This is a genomic window from Pannonibacter sp. CBAS1226, assembly GCF_055685825.1.
In genome coordinates this window covers 1,238,184-1,263,433 of record NZ_JBVOUO010000001.1, presented here as the reverse complement: position 1 = coordinate 1,263,433, position 25,250 = coordinate 1,238,184, and the positions used below count along the sequence as shown (strand labels likewise).

Annotated in this window: 19 protein-coding genes; 15 read left to right on the top strand and 4 right to left on the bottom strand. The window is 63.4% G+C overall.

The window, feature by feature from the left end; translation table 11 throughout:
* The first annotated feature begins 90 nt into the window (after positions 1-90).
* Together AC0CMF_RS05715 and AC0CMF_RS05710 are read left to right on the top strand one after the other, a co-directional pair.
* Positions 91-525, top strand: coding sequence for a DUF1489 family protein (locus tag AC0CMF_RS05715; RefSeq protein ID WP_122519855.1), 435 nt, complete (start codon positions 91-93; stop codon positions 523-525).
* A gap of 110 nt (positions 526-635) precedes the next feature.
* The gene (locus AC0CMF_RS05710; RefSeq protein ID WP_058900132.1) at positions 636-1,319 is read left to right on the top strand and encodes a DnaJ domain-containing protein; all 684 of its coding nucleotides are present in this window, start codon (positions 636-638) and stop codon (positions 1,317-1,319) included.
* A 15-nt stretch (positions 1,320-1,334) separates the two neighbouring features.
* Here AC0CMF_RS05710 and AC0CMF_RS05705 read toward each other — a convergent pair whose 3' ends face one another.
* A complete protein-coding gene (locus AC0CMF_RS05705; RefSeq protein WP_058900131.1) occupies positions 1,335-2,963 on the bottom strand; it encodes a D-alanyl-D-alanine carboxypeptidase in 1,629 nt (542 codons plus the stop codon).
* A 356-nt stretch (positions 2,964-3,319) separates the two neighbouring features.
* Between AC0CMF_RS05705 and AC0CMF_RS05700 the strand changes: the two genes are divergently transcribed.
* From AC0CMF_RS05700 to clpA, 3 genes are all read left to right on the top strand, one after another.
* Complete coding sequence (locus AC0CMF_RS05700; protein ID WP_050474739.1) at positions 3,320-3,652, top strand: phasin family protein; 333 nt, start codon at positions 3,320-3,322, stop codon at positions 3,650-3,652.
* Positions 3,653-4,361: 709 nt separating this feature from the next.
* Positions 4,362-4,691: an ATP-dependent Clp protease adapter ClpS gene (gene clpS / locus AC0CMF_RS05695; RefSeq protein ID WP_026355966.1), complete on the top strand. Its 330-nt coding sequence runs from the start codon at positions 4,362-4,364 to the stop codon at positions 4,689-4,691.
* 13 nt (positions 4,692-4,704) lie between these two features.
* The gene (gene clpA, locus AC0CMF_RS05690) at positions 4,705-7,137 is read left to right on the top strand and encodes an ATP-dependent Clp protease ATP-binding subunit ClpA (RefSeq protein WP_050474740.1); all 2,433 of its coding nucleotides are present in this window, start codon (positions 4,705-4,707) and stop codon (positions 7,135-7,137) included.
* A gap of 93 nt (positions 7,138-7,230) precedes the next feature.
* Here clpA and purU read toward each other — a convergent pair whose 3' ends face one another.
* Entirely contained in the window at positions 7,231-8,115 is an 885-nt protein-coding gene (purU, locus tag AC0CMF_RS05685) for a formyltetrahydrofolate deformylase (RefSeq protein ID WP_058900130.1), read from the bottom strand.
* A gap of 602 nt (positions 8,116-8,717) precedes the next feature.
* On the opposite strand from purU, the gene AC0CMF_RS05680 reads away from it, so the two are divergent.
* Positions 8,718-10,253, top strand: coding sequence for a BCCT family transporter (locus AC0CMF_RS05680; RefSeq protein ID WP_247648045.1), 1,536 nt, complete (start codon positions 8,718-8,720; stop codon positions 10,251-10,253).
* A gap of 51 nt (positions 10,254-10,304) precedes the next feature.
* On the opposite strand, the gene AC0CMF_RS05675 is transcribed toward AC0CMF_RS05680, so the two are convergent.
* Positions 10,305-11,339, bottom strand: coding sequence for a GlxA family transcriptional regulator (locus AC0CMF_RS05675; RefSeq protein WP_374629263.1), 1,035 nt, complete (start codon positions 11,337-11,339; stop codon positions 10,305-10,307).
* Positions 11,340-11,559: 220 nt separating this feature from the next.
* On the opposite strand from AC0CMF_RS05675, the gene AC0CMF_RS05670 reads away from it, so the two are divergent.
* From AC0CMF_RS05670 to AC0CMF_RS05645, 6 genes are all read left to right on the top strand, one after another.
* On the top strand, positions 11,560-12,309 hold the full coding sequence (locus tag AC0CMF_RS05670; protein WP_374629262.1) for an electron transfer flavoprotein subunit beta/FixA family protein: 750 nt from the start codon (positions 11,560-11,562) through the stop codon (positions 12,307-12,309).
* A gap of 17 nt (positions 12,310-12,326) precedes the next feature.
* Positions 12,327-13,259, top strand: a complete 933-nt coding sequence (locus AC0CMF_RS05665; protein WP_472481192.1) for an electron transfer flavoprotein subunit alpha/FixB family protein — start codon at positions 12,327-12,329, stop codon at positions 13,257-13,259.
* A gap of 5 nt (positions 13,260-13,264) precedes the next feature.
* Entirely contained in the window at positions 13,265-14,167 is a 903-nt protein-coding gene (folD, locus tag AC0CMF_RS05660) for a bifunctional methylenetetrahydrofolate dehydrogenase/methenyltetrahydrofolate cyclohydrolase FolD (protein ID WP_374629333.1), read from the top strand.
* Positions 14,168-14,265: 98 nt separating this feature from the next.
* Positions 14,266-16,827, top strand: a complete 2,562-nt coding sequence (locus AC0CMF_RS05655) for a GcvT family protein (protein ID WP_374629261.1) — start codon at positions 14,266-14,268, stop codon at positions 16,825-16,827.
* Between the two features lie 462 nt (positions 16,828-17,289).
* Positions 17,290-18,528: an aromatic ring-hydroxylating oxygenase subunit alpha gene (locus tag AC0CMF_RS05650; RefSeq protein ID WP_374629260.1), complete on the top strand. Its 1,239-nt coding sequence runs from the start codon at positions 17,290-17,292 to the stop codon at positions 18,526-18,528.
* Between the two features lie 7 nt (positions 18,529-18,535).
* On the top strand, positions 18,536-19,609 hold the full coding sequence (locus AC0CMF_RS05645) for an FAD-binding oxidoreductase (protein WP_472481190.1): 1,074 nt from the start codon (positions 18,536-18,538) through the stop codon (positions 19,607-19,609).
* On the opposite strand, the gene AC0CMF_RS05640 is transcribed toward AC0CMF_RS05645, so the two are convergent.
* The gene (locus AC0CMF_RS05640; protein ID WP_472481188.1) at positions 19,593-20,603 is read right to left on the bottom strand and encodes a GlxA family transcriptional regulator; all 1,011 of its coding nucleotides are present in this window, start codon (positions 20,601-20,603) and stop codon (positions 19,593-19,595) included. The two genes, AC0CMF_RS05645 and AC0CMF_RS05640, sit on opposite strands and share 17 nt — an antisense overlap.
* 95 nt (positions 20,604-20,698) lie before the next feature.
* On the opposite strand from AC0CMF_RS05640, the gene AC0CMF_RS05635 reads away from it, so the two are divergent.
* Genes AC0CMF_RS05635 through AC0CMF_RS05625 form a run of 3 tightly spaced genes read left to right on the top strand, consistent with a single transcriptional unit; the run spans position 20,699 to position 25,249 of the window.
* The gene (locus AC0CMF_RS05635) at positions 20,699-21,952 is read left to right on the top strand and encodes a sarcosine oxidase subunit beta family protein (protein WP_050471828.1); all 1,254 of its coding nucleotides are present in this window, start codon (positions 20,699-20,701) and stop codon (positions 21,950-21,952) included.
* Positions 21,953-21,962: 10 nt separating this feature from the next.
* The gene (locus AC0CMF_RS05630) at positions 21,963-22,262 is read left to right on the top strand and encodes a sarcosine oxidase subunit delta (RefSeq protein ID WP_472481186.1); all 300 of its coding nucleotides are present in this window, start codon (positions 21,963-21,965) and stop codon (positions 22,260-22,262) included.
* Positions 22,259-25,249: a sarcosine oxidase subunit alpha gene (locus AC0CMF_RS05625; protein WP_472481184.1), complete on the top strand. Its 2,991-nt coding sequence runs from the start codon at positions 22,259-22,261 to the stop codon at positions 25,247-25,249. Before AC0CMF_RS05630 ends, AC0CMF_RS05625 begins: the two co-directional genes overlap by 4 nt.
* Position 25,250 lies beyond the last annotated feature (1 nt).

The following is a 25,250-nucleotide window of genomic DNA, read 5'->3' as shown; positions in this document are numbered from 1 at the left end:
CCCCTCTTTGGCAGCCTCTTCCGGCCATGCTCCCCGGCGGTGGTTTTTTGCCTCTTTACCGGGGGCGGGAGGCTCTGCTAGGCACGGGGCATGGCACTTCATCTGGTAAAGCTCTGTGTCGGCGCCGACAGCGTCGAGGACCTTCAGGCGTGGATCGATTTCCGCATGGATCAGCTGCGCGCAGCCGGGCTGCCGGCCGAGCAGACCCATACGACGCGGATGATCCCGACCAGGAAGGAAGAGCTGCTGGACGGCGGCTCGCTTTACTGGGTGATCAAGGGCTTCGTCCAGGTGCGGCAGATTCTGACGGATATCCGCCCCTTCACGGACGAGGCAGGTGTCAACCGCTGCGATCTGGTGCTGGAGCCAAGGCTGATTCTGACCCAGATGCAGCCCCGCCGCCCGTTCCAGGGCTGGCGCTATCTCAAGGACAACGAAGCCCCCGCCGACATCAAGGGCACCCGCACGGGCGGCGACATGCCCGAGGAAATGCGCCGGGAACTGGCCGAACTCGGGCTCCTCTAGGTCATCGCGGCAGTTGGGCTTGCGGGCTCCGGGCTTGCGCAGGCGGCAGAGGGTCTTGCAGGATGGGGCAGGGCCGGATAGTCCGGCAGTGACGCACCCGGGATCCCTTTATGCCGTATCTGCTGCTTGGCCTTCTGCTGCTCGCTGTTTTCCTGCTGGCCGGAAAATCCTTCACCTCGGCCTCGCCGAAGCTTCTGGCGCGCAGAACCCGCGCTGTGGGCGGCATCACCTTGCTTGCCATTGCCGTTATCCTGGCGCTCACCGGGCGGATCGGGCTGGCGGCTGTTGCGGCCAGTCTGGGCGCCCCGTTGCTCGGCTGGGCCTTGCCCTGGCAGAGGGGCGGCCTGCGCATCGGACGGCAGGAAACGCCCTGGCTCGTCATGGAGCGGGATGGGCAGAGCGGGGAGGTGCGGGGGGCGGTAAAGGCCGGGCGGTTCGCCGGACGCGCCCTGAACTCGCTTCAGTCCGGCGAGCTCAGGGACTTGTGGGCAGAGCTGGCGGCAGATCCCGCCAGCCGCAGATTATTTGAAGCTTACCTCGACGGCCGGCTGCCCGGCTGGCGTGTACACTTCGAGGCGGATGCCGCAAACCGGCATCGCGGCACGGCGGGCCCGGGCGCCATGACAGATGAGGAGGCCTACCAGATCCTGGGGCTTGCGCCCGGCGCCGGCGAAGCGGAAATCCGAGCTGCGCACCGCCGGCTTATGAAGCGGCTCCATCCCGACCACGGCGGGACGAGCTTCCTGGCTGCGAAACTCAACGAGGCTAAAGACAAGCTTCTCAGAGGACATTGATCCCACCCCACGCAGTTACTGATAGATGGTGTAGCAATTGAATTTCGCACGCTTGAGCGACTGGCAGGCGGCTTGTGCCTGGTTCTTGTCCTGGAAGCCGACAAAACGTGCACGGTACATGGTCTGGCCTTTCGCGGTCACTTCCTCGGTGTAAGGATCCCGGTTGCGCAGGGCAGAGCCCGTCGCCGCCTGTGCCTTCTTCAGCAGGCCGATGGCCGCCGTTTCCGACACGGCTGCACCGATCTGAACCTGCCAGCCGGGAGCGGCATCAGCGGTGTTGTTGGTGGCCACGGTCACGGTCGTCTTTTCCGCGGCAGTGGCGCGCGCCGGAGTGTGGGCAACCGTTTCAGGCGCCGGCACGGTTTCCACCGGAGCTGCCTCGATCACGGCAAAGGCAGCGGCCACGCGTGGAGACGGCTTGGGGCTGATGCCCGGCGTGATGGTCGAGGTTTCGACGACAATCGCAGGGGCCGGTGAGGGCAGGGCGACATTGCCATCGGCCGATGCGATCTGGATCTCCTGCTGCGGCTGCACAACCGTGCGGGCTGCGGCGACAGCCGGAGCCGGGGCGGGAACCGGTACAGGGGCAGGGGCAGGGGCCGGAGCTGCAGCAGCGGCCTGAACCGGTGCCTGCGGCGCAGGTGCCGGAACTGGCGCCGGAGCATCTGCGGCAGAGGCCACGGCAAAGGGCAGGACGGCCGGCTCGGAGTCAGGCTTGCTGTTGGGCACAGGTGCGCGCAGCGGTGCGTTGACGCGGATCGGAGCCGTCGGCTTGGCGTCGGCCACGATGGCCGAGGAGGTGTTGTGCACCAGGAGCGGTGCCGTCCGCGGGCCGCGGCTCGCCTTGGGCATATATTCGTTGATCAGCTTCACCATCTGCGCATCGCGCGAGCGGCCCGTGTTGCCGCCCATGACAACGGCAACGATCTGACGGCCGTCACGCTCAACCGAGGTGACCAGATTGAAGCCGGAGGCGTTGATGTAGCCGGTCTTGATGCCGCTCACACCCGGAACCGCGCCCAGCAGGCGGTTGTGGTTGCCGTGGGTGCGGCCCTGGTAGGTGAAGGAACGGGTCTTGAACAGCTCGAAATGCTTCGGGAAACGGTCCTGGATGGCGCGGCCGAGGGTTGCCATGTCGCGCGCGGTGGTGCGCTGACCGGCATTCGGCAGGCCATGCGGGTTCTTGAAGGTGGTCTTGCTCATGCCGATCTGGCGGGCGGTGCGGGTCATGCGGTCGGCAAAGCGCGCTTCGGAGCCGCCGATATTCTCCGCCACAACGGCCGCCACGTCATTGGCGGATTTCGTCACCAGCGCCAGGATCGCATCCCGGACCTGAATCGTGGAGCCCGGCCGCAGGCCAAGCTTTGAGGGCGGGCGGGCCGCCGCATAGGCCGAGACCTTGAGGGGCGTGTCCATGCGCAGGCGCCCCGCCTCAAGTTCCTCGAACACGATATAAAGCGTCATGACCTTGGTCAGCGACGCAGGGAAGCGCAATTCGTCCGCCGAGGCGGAATAGAGCGTCTTTCCCGTTTTGGCGTCGACCACAATCCCGGCATATCTCGGATTCTGCTGGGCTGAGGCCGGAGTGACCGAAAGGCTCAGTGCAATGGCAACTGCACCAAGGGCTCGTCTTGCAAATCTCATGAAAGAGGATGCTGCGTGCAAATCAGGCATACTAACCGAACTCTCAACTTCCCGTTCTGGGTTTAACCAAGCCGGAAGGGATCGGTCCCCGTCACGCAGCATCTCTGCGCATGACGCGAGCAATCGTCCCAACGCTCCCCGTGAAGCCACCTTGCCCGGAACGCGGTTACAAATCAGTAAAGCAGGGTCAATTTTAATCGCTCGTGAACCCTAACGGCGCGTCTACGTAGTCTCCGTTATATTGCGGTGCAAAAAAGAACGTTGACATTCTTGTGCATTGCGTCATTATTAGGCAACCCGACGCGAAACGCGCCGAGCAAGATTTCCCATAGCGGGTTCACGAGCGAGGGCAGGACATGATGAACAATTTTGACGACATCCAGAAGCTGGGCAAGGAAAACATGGACCAGGCCATGCAGGCTGCTGGCAACATGAGCAAGTCCCTGCAGGCGATTGCTGCCGAGATTGCAGACTTCCAGAAGAAGTCTTTCGAGGAGAGCTCTGCCGCCATGGAAAAGATCGTGTCCGCCAAGTCCCTCGACAAGGCTTTTGAAGCTCAGAGCGAGTTCTTCAAGACCAGCTACGAAGGCGTTGTCAGCGAGATGACCAAGATCGGTGAAATGTACACCGACATGGCCAAGGATCTGTACAAGCCTTACGAAGGCATGTTCTCCAAGCTCGGCAAGTGAGCTTTCCGGCGCTTTGAAGCGCCGCGCCTGTGAAATATGAAAAGGCCTGACTGCCCGGCAGTCAGGCCTTTTTGCATTGCAAAAAATACCAGGGGTCCGGAGGCGGCCGCCGCTGCCTTTTTGCCTGTTCTTTGCGCAGGTGCCAGGGAGGGCACCCAGGAACATGTCCGCATGTGCGATGGTTTCCGCACGGGCCGCGCTCCAGCCTGGCGCAGGCAGCCTCTTCCATAATGCGATGCCATCCCTACATTGGTTAAGACCGGCGCTCGATGAGCTTGACTCTTCGAGCGCCGGTAGCCCGTGCGGCGCTTGAGCATTTTCAAGGCGTGATGCGTCAGCATCTCAGAGCCTTGGTATAAGACCGGAGGCCGCTGCAGGGCTTGACAGGACCGGACTTGGCGCCATCTGCAAAACAGGCCATTGCACGGGCGCCGTAACGGCGTCAGGATCAGGATCTGTTATGGGGCTCTGGCATGAGTCATTATAGTATGGGGCACATGGCCTCCTGCCCGGTGTGGCGGTGAGACTGTGGTAACATACGGCGGTGTAGGCTGATGGACATCATGGTCCGGCAGGCCTTGGTACAGGGTTTGCAGAGAGCTGCATTGGGATTGAATGACAGCTGCTCACAATGCCGTGAACCGGCCTGCTGGGCAGCCCGCTCCTCCGCAGGGAGTTGAGCGGCAGAAAAGACAAGATGGGCACGGGAATGGCAAGCGGATCGCGCCGGAATGAGGATGGAGATGCCGGGACGGTCGTCGTCACAAAGACGAAGACGGTCACAAAACGGCCCAATCTGTACAGGGTGCTGTTGTTGAATGACGACTACACCCCGATGGAGTTCGTCATTCATGTGGTCGAGCGCTTCTTCCAGAAGAACCGGGAGGAAGCGACACGGATCATGCTCCACGTGCACCACCATGGTGTCGGGGAGTGCGGAATATACACCTATGAGGTGGCCGAGACGAAGGTGACCCAGGTCATGGACTTCGCCCGCAAGCATCAACATCCGCTGCAATGCGTGATGGAGAAAAAGTAAGGGAACCAGACACGTGCCGTCATTCTCCCGAAGCCTCGAAAAAGCCCTGCATCAGGCTCTGGCCTTCGCCAACGAGCGGCAGCAGGAATATGCGACGCTTGAGCACCTGCTGCTGGCGCTGGTTGATGATCAGGACGCGGCAGCCGTGATGCGCGCCTGCAGCGTTGACCTCGATCTCCTGCGCCGCAATCTTGTCGACTATATCGAGACCGAGCTGGAAAACCTCGTCACGGGCGGCGAGGAGGATGCCAAGCCGACGGCCGGCTTCCAGCGGGTCATCCAGCGTGCCGTCATCCATGTCCAGTCCTCGGGACGGGAAGAGGTGACGGGAGCCAACGTGCTTGTCGCGATTTTCGCCGAGCGCGAGAGCCATGCCGCCTATTTCCTGCAGGAGCAGGACATGACGCGCTATGATGCCGTCAATTACATCTCTCACGGAATTGCCAAGCGGCCGGGGCTGTCTGAGCCGCGCCCGGTCCAGGGCGTGGAGGATGAAGCTGCCATGCCGGAAGAAGCTGAATCCAAGCCGAAGAAGAAGAATGACGCGCTCGAGGCCTATTGCGTCAATCTCAACGAGAAATCCAAGGCCGGGAAGGTCGATCCGCTGATCGGCCGCAACGCCGAAGTGACGCGCACGATCCAGATCCTGTGCCGCCGCTCGAAGAACAATCCGCTCTTCGTCGGTGACCCGGGCGTGGGCAAGACCGCGATTGCCGAGGGCCTGGCGCGGCGTATCGTCAACAAGGACGTGCCCGAAGTGCTGCAGGATGCCACCATCTTCTCGCTCGACATGGGCGCGCTGCTGGCCGGCACCCGCTATCGCGGCGACTTCGAGGAGCGCCTGAAGCAGGTGGTGAAGGAGATCGAGGAGTATCCGGGCGCGGTGCTCTTCATCGACGAAATCCACACGGTGATCGGTGCGGGCGCCACTTCAGGCGGGGCGATGGATGCCTCCAACCTGCTGAAGCCGGCGCTGGCCTCGGGCGCGATCCGCTGCATGGGCTCGACCACCTACAAGGAATACCGCCAGTTCTTCGAGAAGGACCGGGCCCTCGTGCGCCGTTTCCAGAAGATCGACGTGAACGAGCCCTCGGTGCCGGATGCCATTGAGATCCTCAAGGGCCTGAAGCCTTATTTCGAGGACTTCCACAAGGTCAAGTACACCAACGAGGCCATCAAGACGGCGGTGGAACTGTCGGCCAAGTACATCAATGACCGCAAGCTGCCGGACAAGGCCATCGATGTGCTGGATGAAACCGGCGCCTCGCAGATGCTGCTGCCGGAAAGCCGCCGCCGCAAGACCATCGGCGTCAAGGAAATCGAGACGACGATTGCCACCATGGCCCGCATCCCGCCCAAGTCGGTGTCGAAGAGCGATGCAGCCGTGCTGTCGAGCCTGACAGAAGACCTGAAGCGCGTGGTCTATGGCCAGGACAAGGCCATCGAAACGCTCTCCAGCGCCATCAAGCTCGCCCGTGCGGGCCTGCGCGAACCGAACAAGCCGATCGGCAGCTACCTGTTCTCCGGCCCCACCGGCGTCGGCAAGACGGAAGTCGCCCGCCAGCTCGCCGCCTCGCTTGGCGTTGAGCTGCTGCGCTTCGACATGTCCGAATATATGGAGCGCCACACGGTCAGCCGCCTCATCGGCGCGCCTCCGGGCTATGTCGGCTTCGATCAGGGCGGCCTGCTGACCGACGGCATCGACCAGCATCCCCATTGCGTGCTGCTGCTGGATGAAATCGAGAAGGCCCACCCGGACCTCTTCAACATCCTGCTGCAGGTGATGGACCACGGCAAGCTGACCGACCACAACGGCAAGCAGGTCGATTTCCGCAATGTCATCCTCATCATGACCACCAATGCCGGTGCTTCCGACATGGCCAGAGCCCCCATCGGCTTCAACAAGCTGAAGCGGGAAGGGGATGATCAGGAGGCGATCAACAAGCTGTTCACGCCGGAATTCCGCAACCGTCTCGATGCGGTCATCCCCTTCGGCAATCTGCCGGTTCAGGTGATCCATCAGGTGGTTGAGAAGTTCGTCATGCAGCTGGAGGCGCAGCTCGCCGACCGCGGCGTAACCTTCGAACTGACGCCGGAAGCCGTGGCATGGCTGGCGGACAAGGGCTACGACAGCCAGATGGGCGCGCGCCCGCTTGGCCGCGTCATCCAGGAGCACATCAAGCGGCCGCTGGCCGACGAGGTGCTGTTCGGCAAGCTGCAGAAGGGCGGCACGGTCAAGGTCACCGTCAGCGAGGACGGGGCAGGGCTTCTGCTCGAAACCGTCGAGGAAAAGCGCAAGGCGGCTCCCGCGCCGGAACCCGAGACGCTGCCGGCCAAGAAGAAGCGCAAGGCTCCCGCCGCCAAGGCCGCCGAGCCTGCGGCAAAGCCTGCGCCCAAGGCCGGCCCGAAGAAGTCCAGCGTTCCCAAGGTGCCGCTGGCCGACTGACCGGTCCTGTAAAACAATGCGCCCTGCAGCTCCTGGATAAGGAGCTGCAGGGCGTTTTTCATTTGGGCAGTGGCAAGATGTATGGCTGGATGATCAGCCCATGCGCTCGGATACATATTCGTTCGGGCTTGCCGGGAACACCACGGTCTTGTCGCCGCTGATGAAGACGCGGCGGTGGATATGCGCGTGGATTGCCCGGGCGAGAACCTGGCTTTCGACGTCACGTCCGAGGCTCACATAGTCGTTGGCGCTTTGCGCATGGGTCACGCGCACCGTGTCCTGCTCGATGATCGGACCTTCGTCCAGATCGGCCGTCACATAGTGGCTGGTTGCCCCAATCAGTTTCACGCCGCGGTCAAAGGCCTGCTTGTAGGGGTTGGCACCCTTGAAGCTGGGCAGGAAGCTGTGATGGATGTTGATGATCCGGCCGGACATCTTGGTGCACATCTCGTCCGACAGAACCTGCATGTAACGGGCGAGAACCACCAGCTCGGCGCCCGTATCGCGGACGATCTTCATCTGCTCGGCTTCGGCCTGTGTCTTGTTCTCCTTGGTCACCTTGATGCAGTGGAACGGAATATCGTGGTTCACCACCACCTTCTGATAATCCATATGGTTCGAAATGACGGCCGCGATGTCGATGGGCAGGGCCCCGATCCGCCAGCGGTAGAGCAGGTCGTTCAGGCAGTGCCCGAAACGGCTGACCATGATGACGACCTTCATCTTCTCGTTGAGATCATGGAAGGAATGGACAATGTCCGAGCCCGCTATCTCTGCGCGGAATGCCTCGTCCAGCTCCTCGCGCGTGCGGCCCTGCTCGGAGACGAAGCTGAGCCGCATGAAGAAGCGGTTGTTCTGCACGTCGGTGAACTGCGAACTGTCATGGATATTGCAGCCCGCATTCGCCAGGAAGGACGAGATCGTCGCGACAACCCCGATCCGTACGGGGCAGGATAATGTCAGGATAAGCTGGGACATCGGCAATTTCCTTTTCGCGGCCGCTGAACAGGGGACGGGGGCCGGGGAAGTTGCGAAGAGGGCTCCGGCCTGTTTGTTAGCCGTAGCCGTTGCGGCAGGTCCGGGCGTGAAGATTTGCGACGCAGGACCAGCAGCTTTGCGTCAGGCCGCCATGGCCTGCTGGTCTCGGCAAGCTCACAAGGCGGAACGCCTTTCGGTGTATTATCCGCAGGACGCAATACTACTGGTGGAATGTCGTTCCCGTTCTGCGGAACTGCGTCACTTCGACCCATAACCGTACGGGTACCAGTTGCTTGTCTCGTCTCTCGTTCGAGCCAGCCGCAAATCGCATGAAAAAAACGCCGGAGGGTTTTCCTCCTTCCTGAACGGGCGGTGCTTTGCGCTCCGGCCGCAGGGGACGCTTTGTTTCATGCCAAAAATCAAGACGGCGTTCGTCGGCGAGACTCCCCTTCAGGCAGGCACGGTGCCAACTTCAGGAGGATGGAAGCTTGACCAATGTGACAAAGAACGGCGAACACGCCGGAGAGCGGATTAGAAATCATCCGCCCGAAAGTGCAATACAGACCGGCTACGAGGTCGGTCAGGACAATATAGACGGGCGGCTGGGGCCGTTGGGCTACAGTGTTCACAATCCCGTCTTTCTGATCTCCGCCCTTTGCGTCATAGCCTTCGTCGTTTTCACTCTGGCGCTGCCGTCGCTCGCAGGGGATGTTTTCTCGGCTGTTTTTTCCAGTGTAACGAAGGGCTTCGACTGGTTCTTCATCGGGGCGGCGGATGTTTTCGTCATCCTTTGCCTCGTGCTGGTGGTCAGCCCTTTTGGGAAGATCCGGCTTGGCGGGGCGGCCGCAGTGCCTGATTTTGGCTATCTGAGCTGGTTCTCCATGCTTTTTGCCGCCGGCATGGGCATCGGTCTGATGTTCTATGGCGTCAGCGAACCGCTCAGTCACTTCGGTTCGGCGGCAGGCGGCATGCAGACAGGCGCAGACGGGGTCCGCACGGACTGGTCACCGCTTGGGGCTGCGGCGAGCGAGCAGGAGGCGATCCGGCTGGGCATGGCTGCCACAATCTTCCACTGGGCGCTGCACCCCTGGGCGATCTATGCGGTGGTGGGGCTCAGCCTGGCGCTTTTCAGCTACAACAAGGGTCTGCCGCTGACGATCCGCTCTGCCTTTTATCCGATCTTCGGCGAGCGTGTCTGGGGCTGGCCCGGGCACGTCATCGATATTCTTGCAGTCTTTGCGACCTTGTTCGGGCTGGCGACCTCGCTCGGCCTGGGTGCCGTTCAAGCCAACGCCGGCTTCAACAAGCTGTTCGGGATGCCGGTCAATGAGACATCTCAGGTCATTCTGATCATCGGGATCACGGCAATCGCGCTCTATTCGGTGATCCGGGGGCTCGAAGCCGGGGTGAAGCGCCTGTCCGAATTGAACATGGTTCTGGCCTTCGGGCTTTTGATGTTCGTTCTCTTCGCCGGGCCGACGCTGCTGCTGATGACGGATATGGGCGATTTTCTTCTGGCCTATCTTCAGTATCTGCCTGCCTTGTCGAACCCGGTTGGGCGCGATGATGTGAACTTCATGCAGGGCTGGACCTCGTTCTACTGGGCCTGGTGGATCAGCTGGTCACCCTTTGTCGGCATGTTCATTGCCCGTGTCTCGCGCGGCCGCACCGTGCGTGAGTTCCTGATCAGTGTCCTGTTGATCCCGTCACTCGTTTGCGTGATCTGGATGTCGATCTTTGGCGGCACGGCGATCAGCCAGCTGGTCCGTGACGGCTATGGCGCCGTTCGCGACTCTGCTCTGCCGCTGCAGCTGTTCACGATGCTAGACGGACTGCCGCTGGCCCAGATCACCTCATTCATCGGGATCGTGCTGGTGATCGTCTTCTTCGTGACGTCATCGGACTCGGGCTCGCTGGTGATCGATACCATCGCCGCAGGCGGCAAGGTGGATGCCCCGGTCCCGCAGCGCGTGTTCTGGTGCGTGTTCGAGGGGATCGTCGCGATCGTGCTCCTGATGTCTGCGGGAGGCCTGTCTTCTCTGCAGTCGATGGTCATCTCGACCGGCTTGCCCTTCACGGTGCTGCTGCTGCTGATGTGCGTCGCAATCTGGAAGGGCCTGGCCAGCGAGCCGCGCTGAACTTCTGGATCGCAAGAGAAAGCGCCCGCACATGCTGCGGGCGCTTTTTTGTCAGCTCCGTGCCTGCCGCAAGCCCTGCGGGGTCTGCCCGTAGCGGCGGCGGAACATCCGGCTCAGATGCGAACTGTCGCAGAAGCCGCATTCCAGCGCGATCTGGGAGATGGGCCGCTCGCCGGTGACGATCAGGTGATGGGCGAGAGACAGGCGCATGTCCAGAAAGGCTGACTGCGGCGACGTGCCGAGCGCAGCCTGAAAGTGCCGTTCAAGCTGGCGCTTGCTATGACCGATCCGGCTGGCGATCTCGGCCACGGTGAAGGGCTGCTCGATGTTCTGCTGCATCATCAAAAGGGCGCGCAGCACCATCGGATCGCGGGTCTTGAAGTCCATCGTGATCCCGGGCTGCGGTTTGTCCGCCTGAAGCGCCTCGTCGATGATCATGATGTGCAGGCTCTTGCTGGCCTGGGCGCGGCCGACATGCTTGTCGACCAGATAGGCCGCCAGATGGGCGGAACTGACCCCGCCGGAGCAGGTCAGCCGGTCGCGGTCGACGACGAAGATCTGGTCCGTGACGGGGTTAAGCCCTTCGAATTGCTCGAGGAAGTCGGCATGGTGAAACCAGCTGACGCAGCAGCGGTAGCCATTCAACAGTCCTGCCTGGTGCAGGAGGAAGGCCCCGGTGCAGACGCCGGCCAGCGGCACGCCCGCCGCAGCCGCCTCGTGCAGGAAGCGGTGATAGCCCGGCGGCAGCACCGCTTCATCCTCCATCAGGCCGCCAATGACGACGATGTAATCGAAGCGGGCCGGGTCACCCAGACGCTCCTTGGGCTGGACACTGATTCCGCAGCTTGAGGTGACTGGCTCCATCGTGTCCGACAGCACTGTCCAGTTGCACAGGATCGGACGGCTGCGGTCGCCCTCGTCGGCGGCAAGGCGCAGAACGTCGACGAAGTTGGCAAAGGCACAGAGCGTGAAACGCCGGGCCAGAATGAAACCGACGGAGAGGCGCGCGTTGCCCTGCGGGCGGCGCAGCGGGTGGGAGGCCGGTTGTGGCGGCACGGCGCGAGGTACGGCGGGGGCAAGGCTCATGATGGGGCCTGTGGTTCAAAGTGTCGCACTCATGTCGTAGCTCTAATCCTTTGATGACGCAAATGTCCTGTTGCGCAGAGCATCGATCCGGCAAAGTCGGGCATAAGCAGAAGCGCCTGCTGCCATCTCTTGCCCCTGTCACAACCGGGCGGGCGGAGCGGCGGCAGGGGCCGCAATCGGACATGCCACTCCTTTAGGTGGCTGACAGAAGGGAAGCGCCATGAAGATCCTTGTCCCGGTGAAGCGGGTGGTTGATCACAACGTCAAGATCCGCGTCAAACCCGATGGTACGGGCGTGGATCTGGCCAATGTGAAGATGTCGATGAACCCCTTCGACGAGATTGCGGTCGAGCAGGCCATCCGCATCAAGGAAGCCGGGCAGGCCTCGGAGATTGTCGCGGTTTCTGTCGGCCCGGCGCAGGCACAGGAGGTGCTGCGCACCGCCCTTGCCATGGGCGCCGACCGGGCAATCCTGATCCTTGCCGAGGGCCGCGTCGAGCCTCTGGCTGTCGCAAAGATCTTGCAGAAGGTGGCGCAGGCTGAGGCGGCGGGGCTCGTGATTCTGGGCAAGCAGGCCATCGATGACGACTGCAACCAGACCGGCCAGATGCTGTCGGCACTGCTGGGCTGGAGCCAGGCCACCTTTGCCTCGAAGATCGAAATGGCGGACGGCAAGGCCATCGTCACGCGTGAGATCGACAGCGGCCTTCAGCAGATCGAAGTGTCGCTCCCCGCCGTCGTCACCGCTGACCTGCGTCTCAATGAGCCGCGCTATGCCAGCCTTCCCAACATCATGAAGGCCAAGAAGAAGCCGCTGGTCCAGCAGACGCCCGAAGAACTGGGCGTGGACATTGCCCCGCGTCTTCGTGTCCTGCGCGTCGAAGAGCCGGGCACCCGCGCCACCGGCATCAAGCTCGCCACCGTCGCCGAGCTTCTCGACAAGCTGAAAACCGAAGCCGCCGTCATCTGAACCCGGGAGACAACGACATGGCCATTCTTCTCTTTGCCGACCACGACAATGCCTCCTTGTCCGAACACAGCGCCCGCGCCCTGAGTGCCGCGCTGCAGATCGGCGGCGAGGTGGATATTCTGATCGCGGGCCAGAACGCCGGGCCCGCACCGCAGTCTGCTGCAGCCCTTGCAGGCGTCCGCCGTGTCCTTCTGGCGGAAAGCGGCGCGCTGGCAGAACGGCTGGCGGAACCGGCTGCCGCGCTCCTCATCTCGCTCGCCGGCGGCTATGACACCATCCTTGCCCCCGCGACCAGCAGCGGCAAGAACGTGCTGCCCCGTGCCGCCGCGCTTCTCGATGTGATGCAGGTCTCCGACGTGACCGCCATCCTTGCGCCGGACACCTTCAAGCGCCCGGTCTATGCCGGCAATGCCATCGAGGTCGTACAGGCGCCGGGGCCGGTCCGCGTGCTGACCATCCGCACAGCCAGCTTCGCACCGGCCGCCTCCGGCACTGTTCCCGTTCCGGTGGTTCCCGTCGACATGCCTGCCGCACCGGACCTGTCCGTCTTCCGCGAGAATCTTCTGTCGGTCAGCGACCGTCCCGATCTCTCCTCGGCCAGGATTGTTGTGTCGGGCGGCCGTGCGCTTGGCTCCAAAGAGCGGTTCGAGCAGGTCATCAATCCGCTGGCCGACAAGCTGGGCGCCGCTGTGGGCGCAAGCCGCGCTGCGGTGGATGCAGGCTACGCTGCGAACGACTTCCAGGTCGGGCAGACCGGCAAGGTCGTCGCGCCGGATCTCTACATTGCCTGCGGCATTTCCGGTGCTATCCAGCATCTTGCGGGCATGAAGGACAGCCGTATCATCGTCGCCATCAACACCGATGCCGAGGCGCCGATCTTCCAGGTTGCCGATTACGGCATTGTCGGTGACATTTTCGACGTCCTGCCCGAGCTGGAGCGCGCCCTGTGAGCACCATGACTGCTGCCGAACACCAGCCGGCAAGGGCTGCGATCATTGACGGTCGGGCCCATGCCGATGCGCTCGGCGCCCGCATCGCGCAGCAGGTGCAGGACTTCGCCCGGCATACCGGCCGCAGGCCCGGCCTTGCCGTGGTGCTCGTCGGCACGGATCCCGCCAGCGAGGTCTATGTCCGCAGCAAGGGGCGCATGGCCCGCAAGCTGGGGATGGAGAGCTTCGAGCATGTGCTGCCTGAAACGGTGTCTCAGGCTGACCTTCTTGCTCTGGTGGCGCAGCTGAATGCGGATGATGCCGTCGATGGCATTCTCGTGCAGCTGCCCCTGCCGCAGGGCCTCGACAGCCTCGCCGTGATTGAGGCGATTGACCCGGCGAAGGACGTGGACGGTCTGCACCCCGTAAACGCTGGTTATCTTGCCTCGGGCCTGCCGGGGCTGGTGTCCTGCACGCCACTCGGCTGCCTGATGCTGCTGAAGGACAGCCTCGGGGATCTCGACGGGCTGGACGCGATCGTTGTCGGCCGTTCGATCCTCGTCGGCAAGCCGATGGCGCAGCTTCTGCTGGCTGCAAACTGCACCGTCACGCTGGCGCATTCCCGGACCATTGACCTGGCCGGCAAGGTTGGCCGGGCAGATATCGTTGTGGCCGCCGTCGGTTCAGCCGGGATGATCCGCGGAGAATGGATCAAACCGGGCGCAACGGTGATCGATGTCGGCACCAGCCGCGTTCCCCTGAACGGTAAGAACCATCTGGTTGGAGACGTCGATTTTGCCGGTGCCAGCCTCCGCGCACGGGCGATCACGCCTGTACCGGGCGGGGTCGGGCCGATGACCATCATGACACTGATGCACAACACGCTGATTGCCGCCTGCCGCCGCGCAGGCCTTCCTGCGTTCAACTGACACGACGACTTTCCTGCCGCCTTGGGCGGCGGGACCATGACCCAGACCCATGACCCGCGGCCCCGCCGTATGGCCGCAGCCTTTGAGGATACAAGAACATGTCCACGTTTCCGTCCCGTGCCCGCGTTGTCATTGTCGGTCTTGGGGGCATTGTCGGTGCCTCTGTCGCCCATCACCTGATCGAAAACGGGTGGGATGACATCGTGGGGATCGACAAGTCGGGCATCCCGACGGACATCGGTTCGACCGCCCATGCCTCCGACTTCTGCTATGCGACCAGCCATGACTTCCTGTCCTGCTGGACCACCATGTATTCCATGGACTTCTACGAGAAGCTCGGCAACTACCAGCGCATCGGCGGGCTTGAAGTCGCGCGGGTGGGCGATGATGCCCGCATGGCCGAACTGAAGCGCAAGGTGGACTCCGGCCGCGCCTTCGGCACCAACGTGACCATGATTTCGGCGGCGGAAGCCAAGGAGAAGTTCCCGCTTCTGGAGGAAGACCAGATTCAGGGCGCGCTGTGGGACCCTGATGCCGGTCTTGTCGTGCCGCGTTCGCAGACGGTTGCTGCAAAGCTCGTGGACATGGCCGAGGCGGCGGGCAAGCTGAAGATCTTCGCCAACACCCCGGCGCTGGAGCTTCTGCATGAGAACGGCCGCGTCACCGGCGTGCGCACGTCACGCGGCACGATCATGGCCGACTATGTCGTCGTCTGTGCCGGCCTCTGGGGCCGCCTGATTGCCGGATTGGCAGGCGAGGATCTGCCGGTGATGCCGGTCGATCATCCGCTGACCTTCTTCGGTCCCTACAATGAATTTGCCGGCACCGGTCTTGAGATCGGCCGTCCGCTGCTGCGCGATCAGGGCAATTCGGCCTATCTGCGCGACACCGGTGATCCCGACACCACCGAAGGCGGCCAGATCGAGTGGGGTTATTATTATGAAAAGGACGTGCGGATGGTTCATCCGCGCGATCTCCTTGAAAAGCACGAAGCGCGGCTGTCGCCCTCGCAGCGCGATCTGGTGCTGGAAGATGTGATCGAGCCGCTTGAGCGGGCGATGGAGCTGACGCCGATCCTGGCCGAACTGGGCTTCAACGAGAGCCATTCCTTCAACGGTCTTCTTCAGACGACGACCGACGGCGGACCTTCCATGGGCGAAAGCCGCAAGCTGCGGGGCCTGTGGTACGCCGTCGCGATCTGGGTCAAGGACGGCCCGGGCATGGGCAAGCTGATTGCAGACTGGATGACCAAGGGCCGCACGGATATCGACCACAACCGCATCGACTATGCGCGGTTCAGCGACTTCCAGCTGACCGAGGACTTCATCTGGGGCCGCTGCGAGGAAACTGCGGCCAAGATCTACAACCCGCCGGTTCATCCGCGTGAGCCCTTCGCCAATGCCCGCGGCATCCGTCGCTCGCCGTTCCACGAGCGTGAGAAGGAGCTGGGCGGCTATTTCATGGAGCTGGGCGGCTGGGAGCGTGCTCATGGCTACGCGGCCAACGAGCACCTTCTGGAGAAATATGCAGATCAGGTTCCGCTGCGCGAGAACGAATGGGACAGCCGCCATTTCTGGCGCGTGTCCAACGCCGAGCAGCTGGAGATGAGCGCCGATTGCGGCATCATCAACCTGTCGCATTTCCACATGACCGACATCTCGGGCCCGGACCATGTGGCCCTGATGGAATGGCTCTGCGCGGCCAGGATCGGCGGTGACGCCAATATCGGCAAGGGCATCTACACCCATATGCTGGATGAGGAAGGCATGGTCCGCGCCGACTTCACCGTCTTCCGCATGGAGGACCGCTGCCGTCTGGTGAACGGCGCCGATGCGGGCCCGCGCGATCAGATGTACATGCGCCGCGTGGCGCAGGACAAGGGCTTCGACGTCACCATCACGGATGTGACCGAGGATTACACCACCATCGGCATCTGGGGCCCCAACGCACGCGAGAACCTCAAGAAGGTCGTCGCCGATCCTGATGCGCTGGATGTGGCGAACTTCCCCTTCGCGGCCATCCGGCAGATCGAGATCGCGGGCTGCAAGGTCATGGCCTTCCGCATCTCCTACGTGGGCGAGCAGGGCTGGGAACTGCACATGCGCTATTCCGACGGTCTGGCCGTCTGGGACGCGCTGCGCGGGGCAGGGGTGATGGCCGTCGGCGTCGAAACCTATGCCAACTCGCGCCGGCTGGAAAAGTCGCTGCGCCTGCAGAACGCCGACCTTCTGACGCAATACAACCTCTTCGAGGCCGATCTTGCCCGTCCCAAGGTCAAGGAGCCGGATTTCGTCGGCAAGGCAAAGCACGTCGAATACCGTGCCCGCGAGCATCAGCCGGCGATGCTCTGCACGCTGGTGATGACCGAAAACACCGACAGCACAGGCACCGCCCGCTATCCCGTCGGCACTCTTCCGGTGATGGATCCGGATACGGGCAAGGTGCTGGTCGATGCGCTCCGCCGCCGCTCCTACACGACCTCGATTGCCTATGGCCCGACCGTCGGCAAGAACATCGCGCTGGCCTATCTGCCCTGGGACTACTGCCAGCTGGGCCGCAAGCTGCAGGTTAGCTATTTCGACGAGCTCTACCCCGTCGAAGTCGCCGGCATCGGCTACGCGCCCCTCTATGACCCGGAGAACCTCAAGCCCAGAAGCTGAGCGGAGGGGCGCTGTGCAAAAGTCATTGACCTTACGCCTGCGGGCGCAAGGTCAATGATGCTGCTCTTGAACCCCTGAGAGCGGCTTGATCAGGGCTTGCGCTGTTCAGGGTCTGCTGCGGCGGACCCTGCCGGAAACTGAGGAAATGCGGGGGATTCGCGTCCTTTTCCAGTGCCCTGATGCGGTGGCTGGCCACTGGCTTGAGACGTTTGCGGTCCGGACGGGGCGTGCTTGAAATGCAGGTGCCGGACCGCAGCCTCAGGGCAGGCAGGACCGCCGGATCGGGGAAGGTTGCAGGGCCTGGGAATGATGTCGCATCCGGCACAGGAACGGTCGCTGTTGTGACGATGCGGAAAGCCCTTAACAGGGCTAACTCCAGTTGAGATTTAATCCTCTTGCCAAGAAGCCGCCGGACTGGCTTCGCCGCAAATGATCAACCTGCCGGCTTTTCAGGATGCCATCATGCCAGGACATTCCCAGCCCCTTTCCGATCTGATCGCCCAGCACAAGCCCGGCTATGGCCTGCCGCAGGCCTTCTACACTTCGGCCGAGGTATTTGCCGAGGACATGGAGACGATTTTCTACCGCGACTGGCTCTTTGCCTTTCCGGCCTGCTTGCTGGACAGGGCAGGCAGCTTCCAGCGGCTGCGGATCGGCGCCTATGATGTTGTCGTGCTGCGCGACAACCAGGGGGAGATCAGGGCATTCCACAATTCCTGCAGGCACCGCGGTTCGGTCATCTGCACGTCGTCGAAGGGGCGTTTGGCCAAGCTGACCTGTCCCTATCATCAGTGGACCTATGGCCTCGATGGAAAGCTGGTCTGGGCGCGCGACATGGGCGAGGAGTTCGACCCCTCCCAGCACAGCCTGAAGCCTGTTCATTGCCGCGTGGTGTCGGGGCTGGTCTATATCTGCCTTGCGGCCAATGCGCCCGATTTCGATGAATTTGCCAGCACCGTGACGCCTTATCTTGGCGTTCACGATCTGAGCGATGCCAAGGTCGCGTTCCAGTCCACGATCATCGAGAACGGCAACTGGAAACTGGTCTGGGAGAACAACCGCGAGTGCTATCACTGCGCGGGCAACCACCCCGACCTTTGCCGGACCTACCCGGAAGACCCCTCGATCACCGGCGTGAGCCCGGATGGCACCTTCCCGGAGAAGGTTGAGAATCACTTCAAGCGCATGGAAGGCGCCGGCGCCCCCTCGCGCTTCAAGATTGCGCCGGACGGGCAGTTCCGGGTGGCGCGGATGCCGCTGCTTGATGGGGCGGAAAGCTACACGATCAACGGCAAGATCGCTGTGCAGAAGCGGCTTGGCCGGGTTCCGTTCCTGGATGCCGGCACGCTGCTGCTGTTCCACTATCCGACGACCTGGAACCACTTCCTGACCGATCACTCGATCACCTTCCGCGTGACCCCGATCAGCCCGATGGAAACCGAGGTCCAGACGACCTGGCTCGTCAACAAGGATGCGGTTGAAGGCGTCGATTACGACCTGAAGAACCTGACCACGGTCTGGGAGCACACGAACGACGAGGACCGCCGCGTCGTCGAGCATAATCAGCAGGGCATTTGCTCGCCTGCTTACGAACCGGGTCCCTATTCGACCCTGCACGAGGACGGTGTTATCCAGTTCGTGAACTGGTACCTGGACCGCCTCAAGGCCCGTCAGCCGGGCCTTGCAGTCGCGGCGGAGTGAGATTGACATGATTGATGCCCAGCAGACCGTGACGGCAAAATGGACCGATGACGAACCTCTGGAGTGCGTCTCGATCCTGCCGGAAGCCCCTGATGTCGTGACGGTCTGCTTTCAGGCTCCGTCGGGCCGCCCCTTCGAATTTCTGGCCGGCCAGTTCCTCACGCTGGAACTGCCGGTCCCGGGTGGCCTGGTTTACCGGACTTATACGATCTCATCCTCGCCGACGCGGCCAAAGTCGCTGACGATCACGATCAAGGCACAGCCGGGCAGTGTCGGCACACGCTGGATCATGGACAATGTGCGGCCCGGGACAAGACTGAAGGTCAGGGGGCCGGCCGGACGCTTCACGTCCACCCATTTCCCGGCGAAGAAGTATCTCTTCATCTCGGCGGGCTCGGGCATCACGCCGATGATGTCGATGACGACCGAGATCTATGATCTTGGCCGGCACTGCGACATCGTCTTCGTCAACTGCGCAAGGCGCCCGTCCGAGATCATCTTCAAGCGCCGGCTTGAGCACATGGCCTCCCGGATCGAGGGCCTGGACCTGAAATGGGTGGTGAGGGAGAGCGACATCTATCAGCCCTGGACCGGCTACCAGGGGCGCTTCAACCAGCTGATGCTTGGCCTGATGGCGCCTGACTACCTTGAGCGGGAGGTGTTCTGCTGCGGGCCGGACGGCTTCATGCAGGCGGTCAGCGAGGCGCTGGCAGGCCTTGGCTTCGACATGGCGCATTACCATCAGGAGAGCTTCGGCGCGCCTGAGGCTGGTGAACTTCCCGTGGTCGAGACCGGCACGAGCGCCGATACGCCGGTTGAGACGGCAAAGCTGGTCTTCGAGGAGTCCGGTGTCACCCACGACTGCAGTTCCATGGACACAGTGCTGCACGCGGCGCGCGCGGCCGGTGTGGCCATTCCCTTCGGCTGCAGCATGGGCGTGTGTGGCAGCTGCCGCATCCGCAAGCTGTCGGGCGAGGTGCACATGGTCCACAATGGCGGGATCAGCGACGACGAGATCGAGGAAGGCTACATCCTTGCCTGCTGCTCGAACCCGCGTGGCACGGTCACTCTTGAGGCGTAGGACCAGCGTCTGCCAGCCTGCCGCTGCGGATCTCACCGGGCGTGAGCCCGCGCTCGGCCTTCAGCGCACGCGCCAGATGCGGCGCGTCGCAGAAGCCGCAGGCGAGTGCAATGTCGGTCACTGACTGCTCGGTCCGGCGCAGCCGGGCCGAGGCGCGGTCCAGCCGGATTTCCAGATAGATGCGCCGGGGCGACTGGCCCAGATCCGCCTGAAACCGGCGCTCCAGCGTGCGGCGGGCGGTCCCGAGGGCCGATGCGATCTGGTCGATGCTCAGCGTCTGCTCGATATTCTGCTGCATCTTCAAGACGGCACGCTTGACCAGCTCGTCCCTTGCCTGCCTTGCCAGCATCTGGCCGGGCTGGGCGCGCTGGCCGCTGAGCGCATCCTCGATCATCATGATGTTGAGGCTTTTCGTGGCGGCAGACTGCCCGACGTGGCGCTGGACCAGAAAGGCCGCCAGATGCGCCGCACCGTGCCCGCCCGAGCAGGTCAGCCGGTCCCGGTCCACCACGAAGATCTGATCCGAAATCGGTGTTTCATTGTCGAAGCGGTCGATGAAGTCCTGATGGTGGAACCAGCTGACGCAGCACCGGTAGCCCTGCAGCAGACCCGCAGCCTGCAGCGTGAACACGCCGGTGCAAAGCCCGACCAGCGGCACGCCCTGCGCCGCCGTTTCCGCGATGAAGTCGAGCGCCTGCGGGCCGAAGGCCGCCCGGTCGCTGATCAGCCCTCCGACCACCACCAGGTAATCGAAGGCCGCCGCCCGGCGCAGCGGCGTGTCCGGCTGCACCCGGACACCGCAGCTGGAGCGGATCGGATCCATCTGCTCTGCCAGCACGGTCCAGTCGCACAGAATCCGCCGTGACTTGTCCGCATCATCCGCCGCCAGCCGCAGGACATCCACGAAATTGGCAAAGGCCGACAGGGTGAACTGGTCGGCCAGCAGGAAGGCAACACGCAGGCGGGCAGGGGGGATGGTGCGGGCAGCTGTCATGACGCGATCCTACATGACACCTGGCGCAAATCTACATTCAAGGTGCGATCCAAGACCATAATGTGACACTCAGCTGCGATTGAGAGGATCCCGCCATGCAACGTTTCTCTGCCTTGTCCCTGCTCAAGAACGCTCTGACAGGCCACAAGAACTGGCGCGAACAATGGCCGGACAGCCAGCCCAAGGCCGAGTATGACGTCATCATCGTCGGGGCAGGCGGGCATGGTCTGGGCGCGGCCTATTACCTTGCCAAGGAACACGGCATCACCAATGTCGCGGTGATCGACAAGGGCTGGCTGGGCGGCGGCAACACCGGACGCAACACGACCATCATCCGCTCCAACTATCTCTATGACGAAAGCGCCCGGCTTTACGATCATGCCCTGGACCTGTGGGAGAACCTCAGCCAGGAACTCAATTACAACGTCATGTATTCCAAGCGCGGCGTGATGATGCTGGCGCATAACGTTCATGACGTGCAGTCCTTCCAGCGCCACATTCATGCCAACCGGCTCAACGGGGTGGACAACCGCTGGCTGACGGCGGCCGAAGCCAAGGCCTTCTGTCCGCCGCTGAACATCAGCCCGGACGCACGCTATCCGGTCATGGGTGCAGCGCTGCAGATGCGGGCGGGCACGGCGCGGCACGATGCGGTGGCATGGGGCTATGCGCGGGCGGCGGCAGCGCGCGGGGTGGATATCATCCAGAACTGCCCGGTGACCGCGATCCGCCGCGGGCCGGATGGCAGCGTCATCGGGGTGGAAACCGCCAAGGGTTTCATCAAGGCAAAGAAGGTCGCCGTGTCGGCCGCCGGTCACACCAGTGTCGTCATGGACAGCGCCGGTGTGCGGATGCCGCTGGAAAGCTACCCGCTGCAGGCTCTGGTCAGCGAACCGGTGAAGCCCATTTTCCCGTGCGTTGTCATGTCGAACACGGTCCACGCCTATATCAGCCAGTCCGACAAGGGCGAGCTGGTGATCGGCTCCGGCACTGACCAGTACACCAGCTACAGCCAGCGCGGCGGCCTGCCGCTGATCGAGCACACGGTGGCGGCAATCTGCGAGGTCTTCCCGATCTTCAACCGGATGCGGATGCTGCGCAAGTGGGGCGGCATCGTGGACGTCACGCCCGACCGCAGCGCCATCCTCGGCAAGACGCCGGTCAAGGGGCTCTATGTGAACTGCGGATGGGGCACCGGTGGCTTCAAGGCGACGCCGGGCGCTGCCCACACGCTGGCCTGGACCGTGGCCAAGGATGAGCCGCATCCGGTCAATGCACCCTTCACCCTGGAACGCTTCACCACCGGCCGTCTGATCGACGAGGCCGCTGCCGCCGCCGTCGCGCACTGAGAGGTTTCCGATGCTTCTGATCCATTGTCCCTACTGCGACGAAACCCTGCCCGAGCTCGAGTTTGCCTATGCGGGCGAGGCCCATATCGCGCGCCCGGCAGACCCCTCCGTCCTCTCGGACGAGGAATGGCGTGATTTCCTCTTCATCCGCACGAATGCGCGCGGCAAGCACTTTGAACGCTGGCGCCATGTCCATGGCTGCGGCCGCTTTTTCAACGCCTGCCGCGACACGGTCAGCGACAGGTTCCTGAAGACCTACAAGGCCGGCGAAGAGCGTCCGGCAGAGACCGAACTGGAGGGCGTGGAATGAGCCGCTATCGCGTCCCCGGCCTGGGCCGGACAGATCCTGCCGAGCCTGTCAGCTTCACGTTTGACGGCCGCCGTTATGAAGGTCTTCGCGGTGATACGGTTGCGTCGGCGCTGCTGGCCAATGGCGTGCATCTGATGGGCCGTTCCTTCAAGTATCACCGGCCTCGCGGACCGGTGAGCGCCGGTTCCGAAGAGCCGAACGCCCTGATCGGCACATCGCGTGGACCGGGCCGGTTCGAGCCGAACACCCGTGCCACCGTGCAGGAACTGCGCCAAGGGCTGGTGGCGGAAAGCCAGAACAAGTGGCCGTCGCTGAAGTTCGACATCGGGGCGGTGAACGACCGCGCCTACATGCTCTTCTCCGCGGGCTTCTACTACAAGACCTTCATGTGGCCGCGCAGCTTCTGGGACAAGGTCTACGAGCCCTTCATCCGCGCGGCCGCCGGCCTCGGCAAGTCGCCGTCCGAGCCGGATCCGGACAATTATGCCTCGCGCTATCTGCATACGGATGTGCTTGTCGTCGGTGGCGGTGCGGCCGGTATCGCGGCAGCACTGACCGCAGCGAAGTCCGGCGCCAAGGTCGTGCTGGTGGACGAAAACCCGGAAATGGGCGGCTCTCTCCTCTCCGATCCTTCCGTGCAGATCGAGGGTCTGAGCGCCTGGTCCTGGCTCTCCGGGCAGCTTTCGCAGCTGCGTGCGGCCGGCGTCACGCTGATGACGCGGACAACGGCCATCGGCTACTATCATCAGAACATGGTTGGTCTGGCCGAGCGGCTGACCGACCATCTGGACCAGCCTCCGCAAGGGGCTCCCCGCGAGCGGATGTGGCGGGTTCGCGCCCGTCAGGTCGTGCTGGCGCAGGGCGCGCTGGAAAAGCCGCTGGTCTTTGACGGAAACGACCGCCCGGGCGTCATGCTGGCAGGCGCTGCACAGACCTACCTGAACCGCTATGGCGTGAAGGTGGGCGATTGCGCCGCCGTGGTGACCAGCCACGACAGCGCCTGGTATGCCGCCTTCGATCTGGCGGACGCTGGCTGCCGGATTGCCGCCATTGCCGACACGCGTGACCAGATCCGTCCCGACCTTGTCGAGGCCGCCCGCCGCCGTGGCATTGAGGTGCTGACCGGCCACACCGCCACCGCCACCTATGGCCGCCTGCGCGTCAGCGGCGTGCGCGTGAACCCGGTCCACAATGGCAAGGCCGGAGCTGGCCGCAAGATTGCCTGTGATGCCCTGCTGATTTCAGGCGGCTGGACGCCCTCGCTGCATCTCTTCTCCCACACCAAAGGCTCGCTGAGCTGGGACAAGGAGAGCCGCACCTTCCTGCCGGGCCACAAGACCGAAGCCTGCCAGATCGCAGGTGCGGGACGCGGGCTCTGGGGCTACGGCCCGGTGCTGGAAGACGGGGTGCGCGCCGGGCTTGCCGTGGCAGAGGCGCTGGGCCGGACCGGCCAGCCCCTGGCGGCAAGGGTCGAGGGCGACCGCCCTGGAACAGGTTCCAGCCAGACCGAGCTTCCGACCGACCGCAGTGCGGGCAAGGCCAAGGCTTTCGTTGACTACCAGAACGACGTGACGGCCAAGGACATCCGTCTGGCCGTGCGCGAGGGCATGCGCTCGATCGAGCATGTGAAGCGTTACACCACGAATGGTATGGCAACCGATCAGGGCAAGATGTCGAACATCAACGGCCTGATGATTGCCGCCGATGCGCTGGGCAAGGCGCCACCCGAGGTGGGTCTGACCACCTTCCGTCCGCCCTACACGCCGACGAGCTTCGGTGCCTTTGCGGGCTATCACAAGGGTGACACCTTCGAGCTGACCCGCAAGACGCCCATCGATCCCTGGGCCGAGGAGAAAGGCGCGGTGTTCGAACCGGTCTCGCTGTGGCGCAGGGCCTGGTACTTCCCGAAAGCGGGCGAAGACATGCACGCCGCCGTCGCACGCGAATGCCGTGAGACACGGGCCTCCGCCGGCATGTTCGATGCCTCGACCCTCGGCAAGATCGAGGTCGCAGGCCCCGATGCGGTGGAGTTCATGAACCGCATGTACACCAACCCCTGGACCAAGCTGCAGCCGGGCCGCTGCCGCTATGGCCTGCTGCTGGGCGAGGATGGCTTCATCCGGGACGACGGCGTGATCGGGCGGCTTTCGAATGATCTGTTCCACGTCACCACCACCACGGGCGGGGCTGCCCGTGTGCTGAACATGATGGAGGACTACCTTCAGACCGAGTGGCCGGACCTGAACGTCTGGCTGACCTCCACGACCGAGCAATGGGCAACCGTTGCGGTCAACGGCCCGAATGCCCGCAAGGTGCTTGAGCCGCTGGTCAAGGGACTGGACATGTCCGAAGCGGCTTTCCCGCATATGTCGGTGGCCGAATGCACCGTCGCAGGCTTCCCGGCGCGTCTTTTCCGCGTCAGCTTCACCGGCGAACTGGGGTTTGAAGTCAACGTTCCCGCCCGCCACGGGCTGGCGCTCTGGAAGGCGATCTTCGACGCCGGGCAGCCTTACGGCATTTGCCCCTACGGCACGGAGACGATGCACGTCCTGCGCGCCGAGAAGGGCTACATCATCGTGGGGCAGGACACGGATGGAACGGTCACGCCGCAGGATGCGGGCCTCGACTGGGCCGTTGGCAAGGCCAAGAAGGACTTTGTCGGCAAGCGCTCGCTCGCCCGTCCCGACATCGTCGCGCCGAACCGCAAGCAGCTGGTCGGTCTTCTGACCGAGGACCGCTCCAGACTGGAAGAGGGCGCGCAGATCGTGCTGGATCCGAACCAGAAGCTGCCGATGACGATGGTGGGGCATGTCACCTCATCCTACGACTCGGTTGCGCTCGGGCGGCCCATTGCAATGGCACTGATTGCGGGCGGGCATGGCCGTATGGGTGAGACGGTGCATATTCCGATGCCGCATGGCACGGTGCGCGCTACGATCACTTCGACGGACTTCTACGACCCTGAAGGCGAACGGCTGAAGGCCTGAG

Bases quoted from the DNA above. Each gene is read 5' to 3' on its own strand.
- AC0CMF_RS05700 (WP_050474739.1), top strand. From the start codon at position 3,320: ATGATGAACAATTTTGACGACATCCAGAAGCTGGGCAAGGAAAACATG.
- folD (WP_374629333.1), top strand. From the start codon at position 13,265: ATGACTGCTGCCGAACACCAGCCGGCAAGGGCTGCGATCATTGACGGT.
- AC0CMF_RS05670 (WP_374629262.1), top strand. From the start codon at position 11,560: ATGAAGATCCTTGTCCCGGTGAAGCGGGTGGTTGATCACAACGTCAAG.
- AC0CMF_RS05705 (WP_058900131.1), bottom strand. From the start codon at position 2,963: ATGAGATTTGCAAGACGAGCCCTTGGTGCAGTTGCCATTGCACTGAGC.
- purU (WP_058900130.1), bottom strand. From the start codon at position 8,115: ATGTCCCAGCTTATCCTGACATTATCCTGCCCCGTACGGATCGGGGTT.
- AC0CMF_RS05675 (WP_374629263.1), bottom strand. From the start codon at position 11,339: ATGAGCCTTGCCCCCGCCGTACCTCGCGCCGTGCCGCCACAACCGGCC.
- AC0CMF_RS05715 (WP_122519855.1), top strand. From the start codon at position 91: ATGGCACTTCATCTGGTAAAGCTCTGTGTCGGCGCCGACAGCGTCGAG.
- AC0CMF_RS05710 (WP_058900132.1), top strand. From the start codon at position 636: ATGCCGTATCTGCTGCTTGGCCTTCTGCTGCTCGCTGTTTTCCTGCTG.
- AC0CMF_RS05655 (WP_374629261.1), top strand. From the start codon at position 14,266: ATGTCCACGTTTCCGTCCCGTGCCCGCGTTGTCATTGTCGGTCTTGGG.
- AC0CMF_RS05625 (WP_472481184.1), top strand. From the start codon at position 22,259: ATGAGCCGCTATCGCGTCCCCGGCCTGGGCCGGACAGATCCTGCCGAG.
- AC0CMF_RS05635 (WP_050471828.1), top strand. From the start codon at position 20,699: ATGCAACGTTTCTCTGCCTTGTCCCTGCTCAAGAACGCTCTGACAGGC.
- AC0CMF_RS05630 (WP_472481186.1), top strand. From the start codon at position 21,963: ATGCTTCTGATCCATTGTCCCTACTGCGACGAAACCCTGCCCGAGCTC.
- clpS (WP_026355966.1), top strand. From the start codon at position 4,362: ATGGCAAGCGGATCGCGCCGGAATGAGGATGGAGATGCCGGGACGGTC.
- AC0CMF_RS05640 (WP_472481188.1), bottom strand. From the start codon at position 20,603: ATGACAGCTGCCCGCACCATCCCCCCTGCCCGCCTGCGTGTTGCCTTC.
- AC0CMF_RS05650 (WP_374629260.1), top strand. From the start codon at position 17,290: ATGCCAGGACATTCCCAGCCCCTTTCCGATCTGATCGCCCAGCACAAG.
- AC0CMF_RS05645 (WP_472481190.1), top strand. From the start codon at position 18,536: ATGATTGATGCCCAGCAGACCGTGACGGCAAAATGGACCGATGACGAA.
- AC0CMF_RS05665 (WP_472481192.1), top strand. From the start codon at position 12,327: ATGGCCATTCTTCTCTTTGCCGACCACGACAATGCCTCCTTGTCCGAA.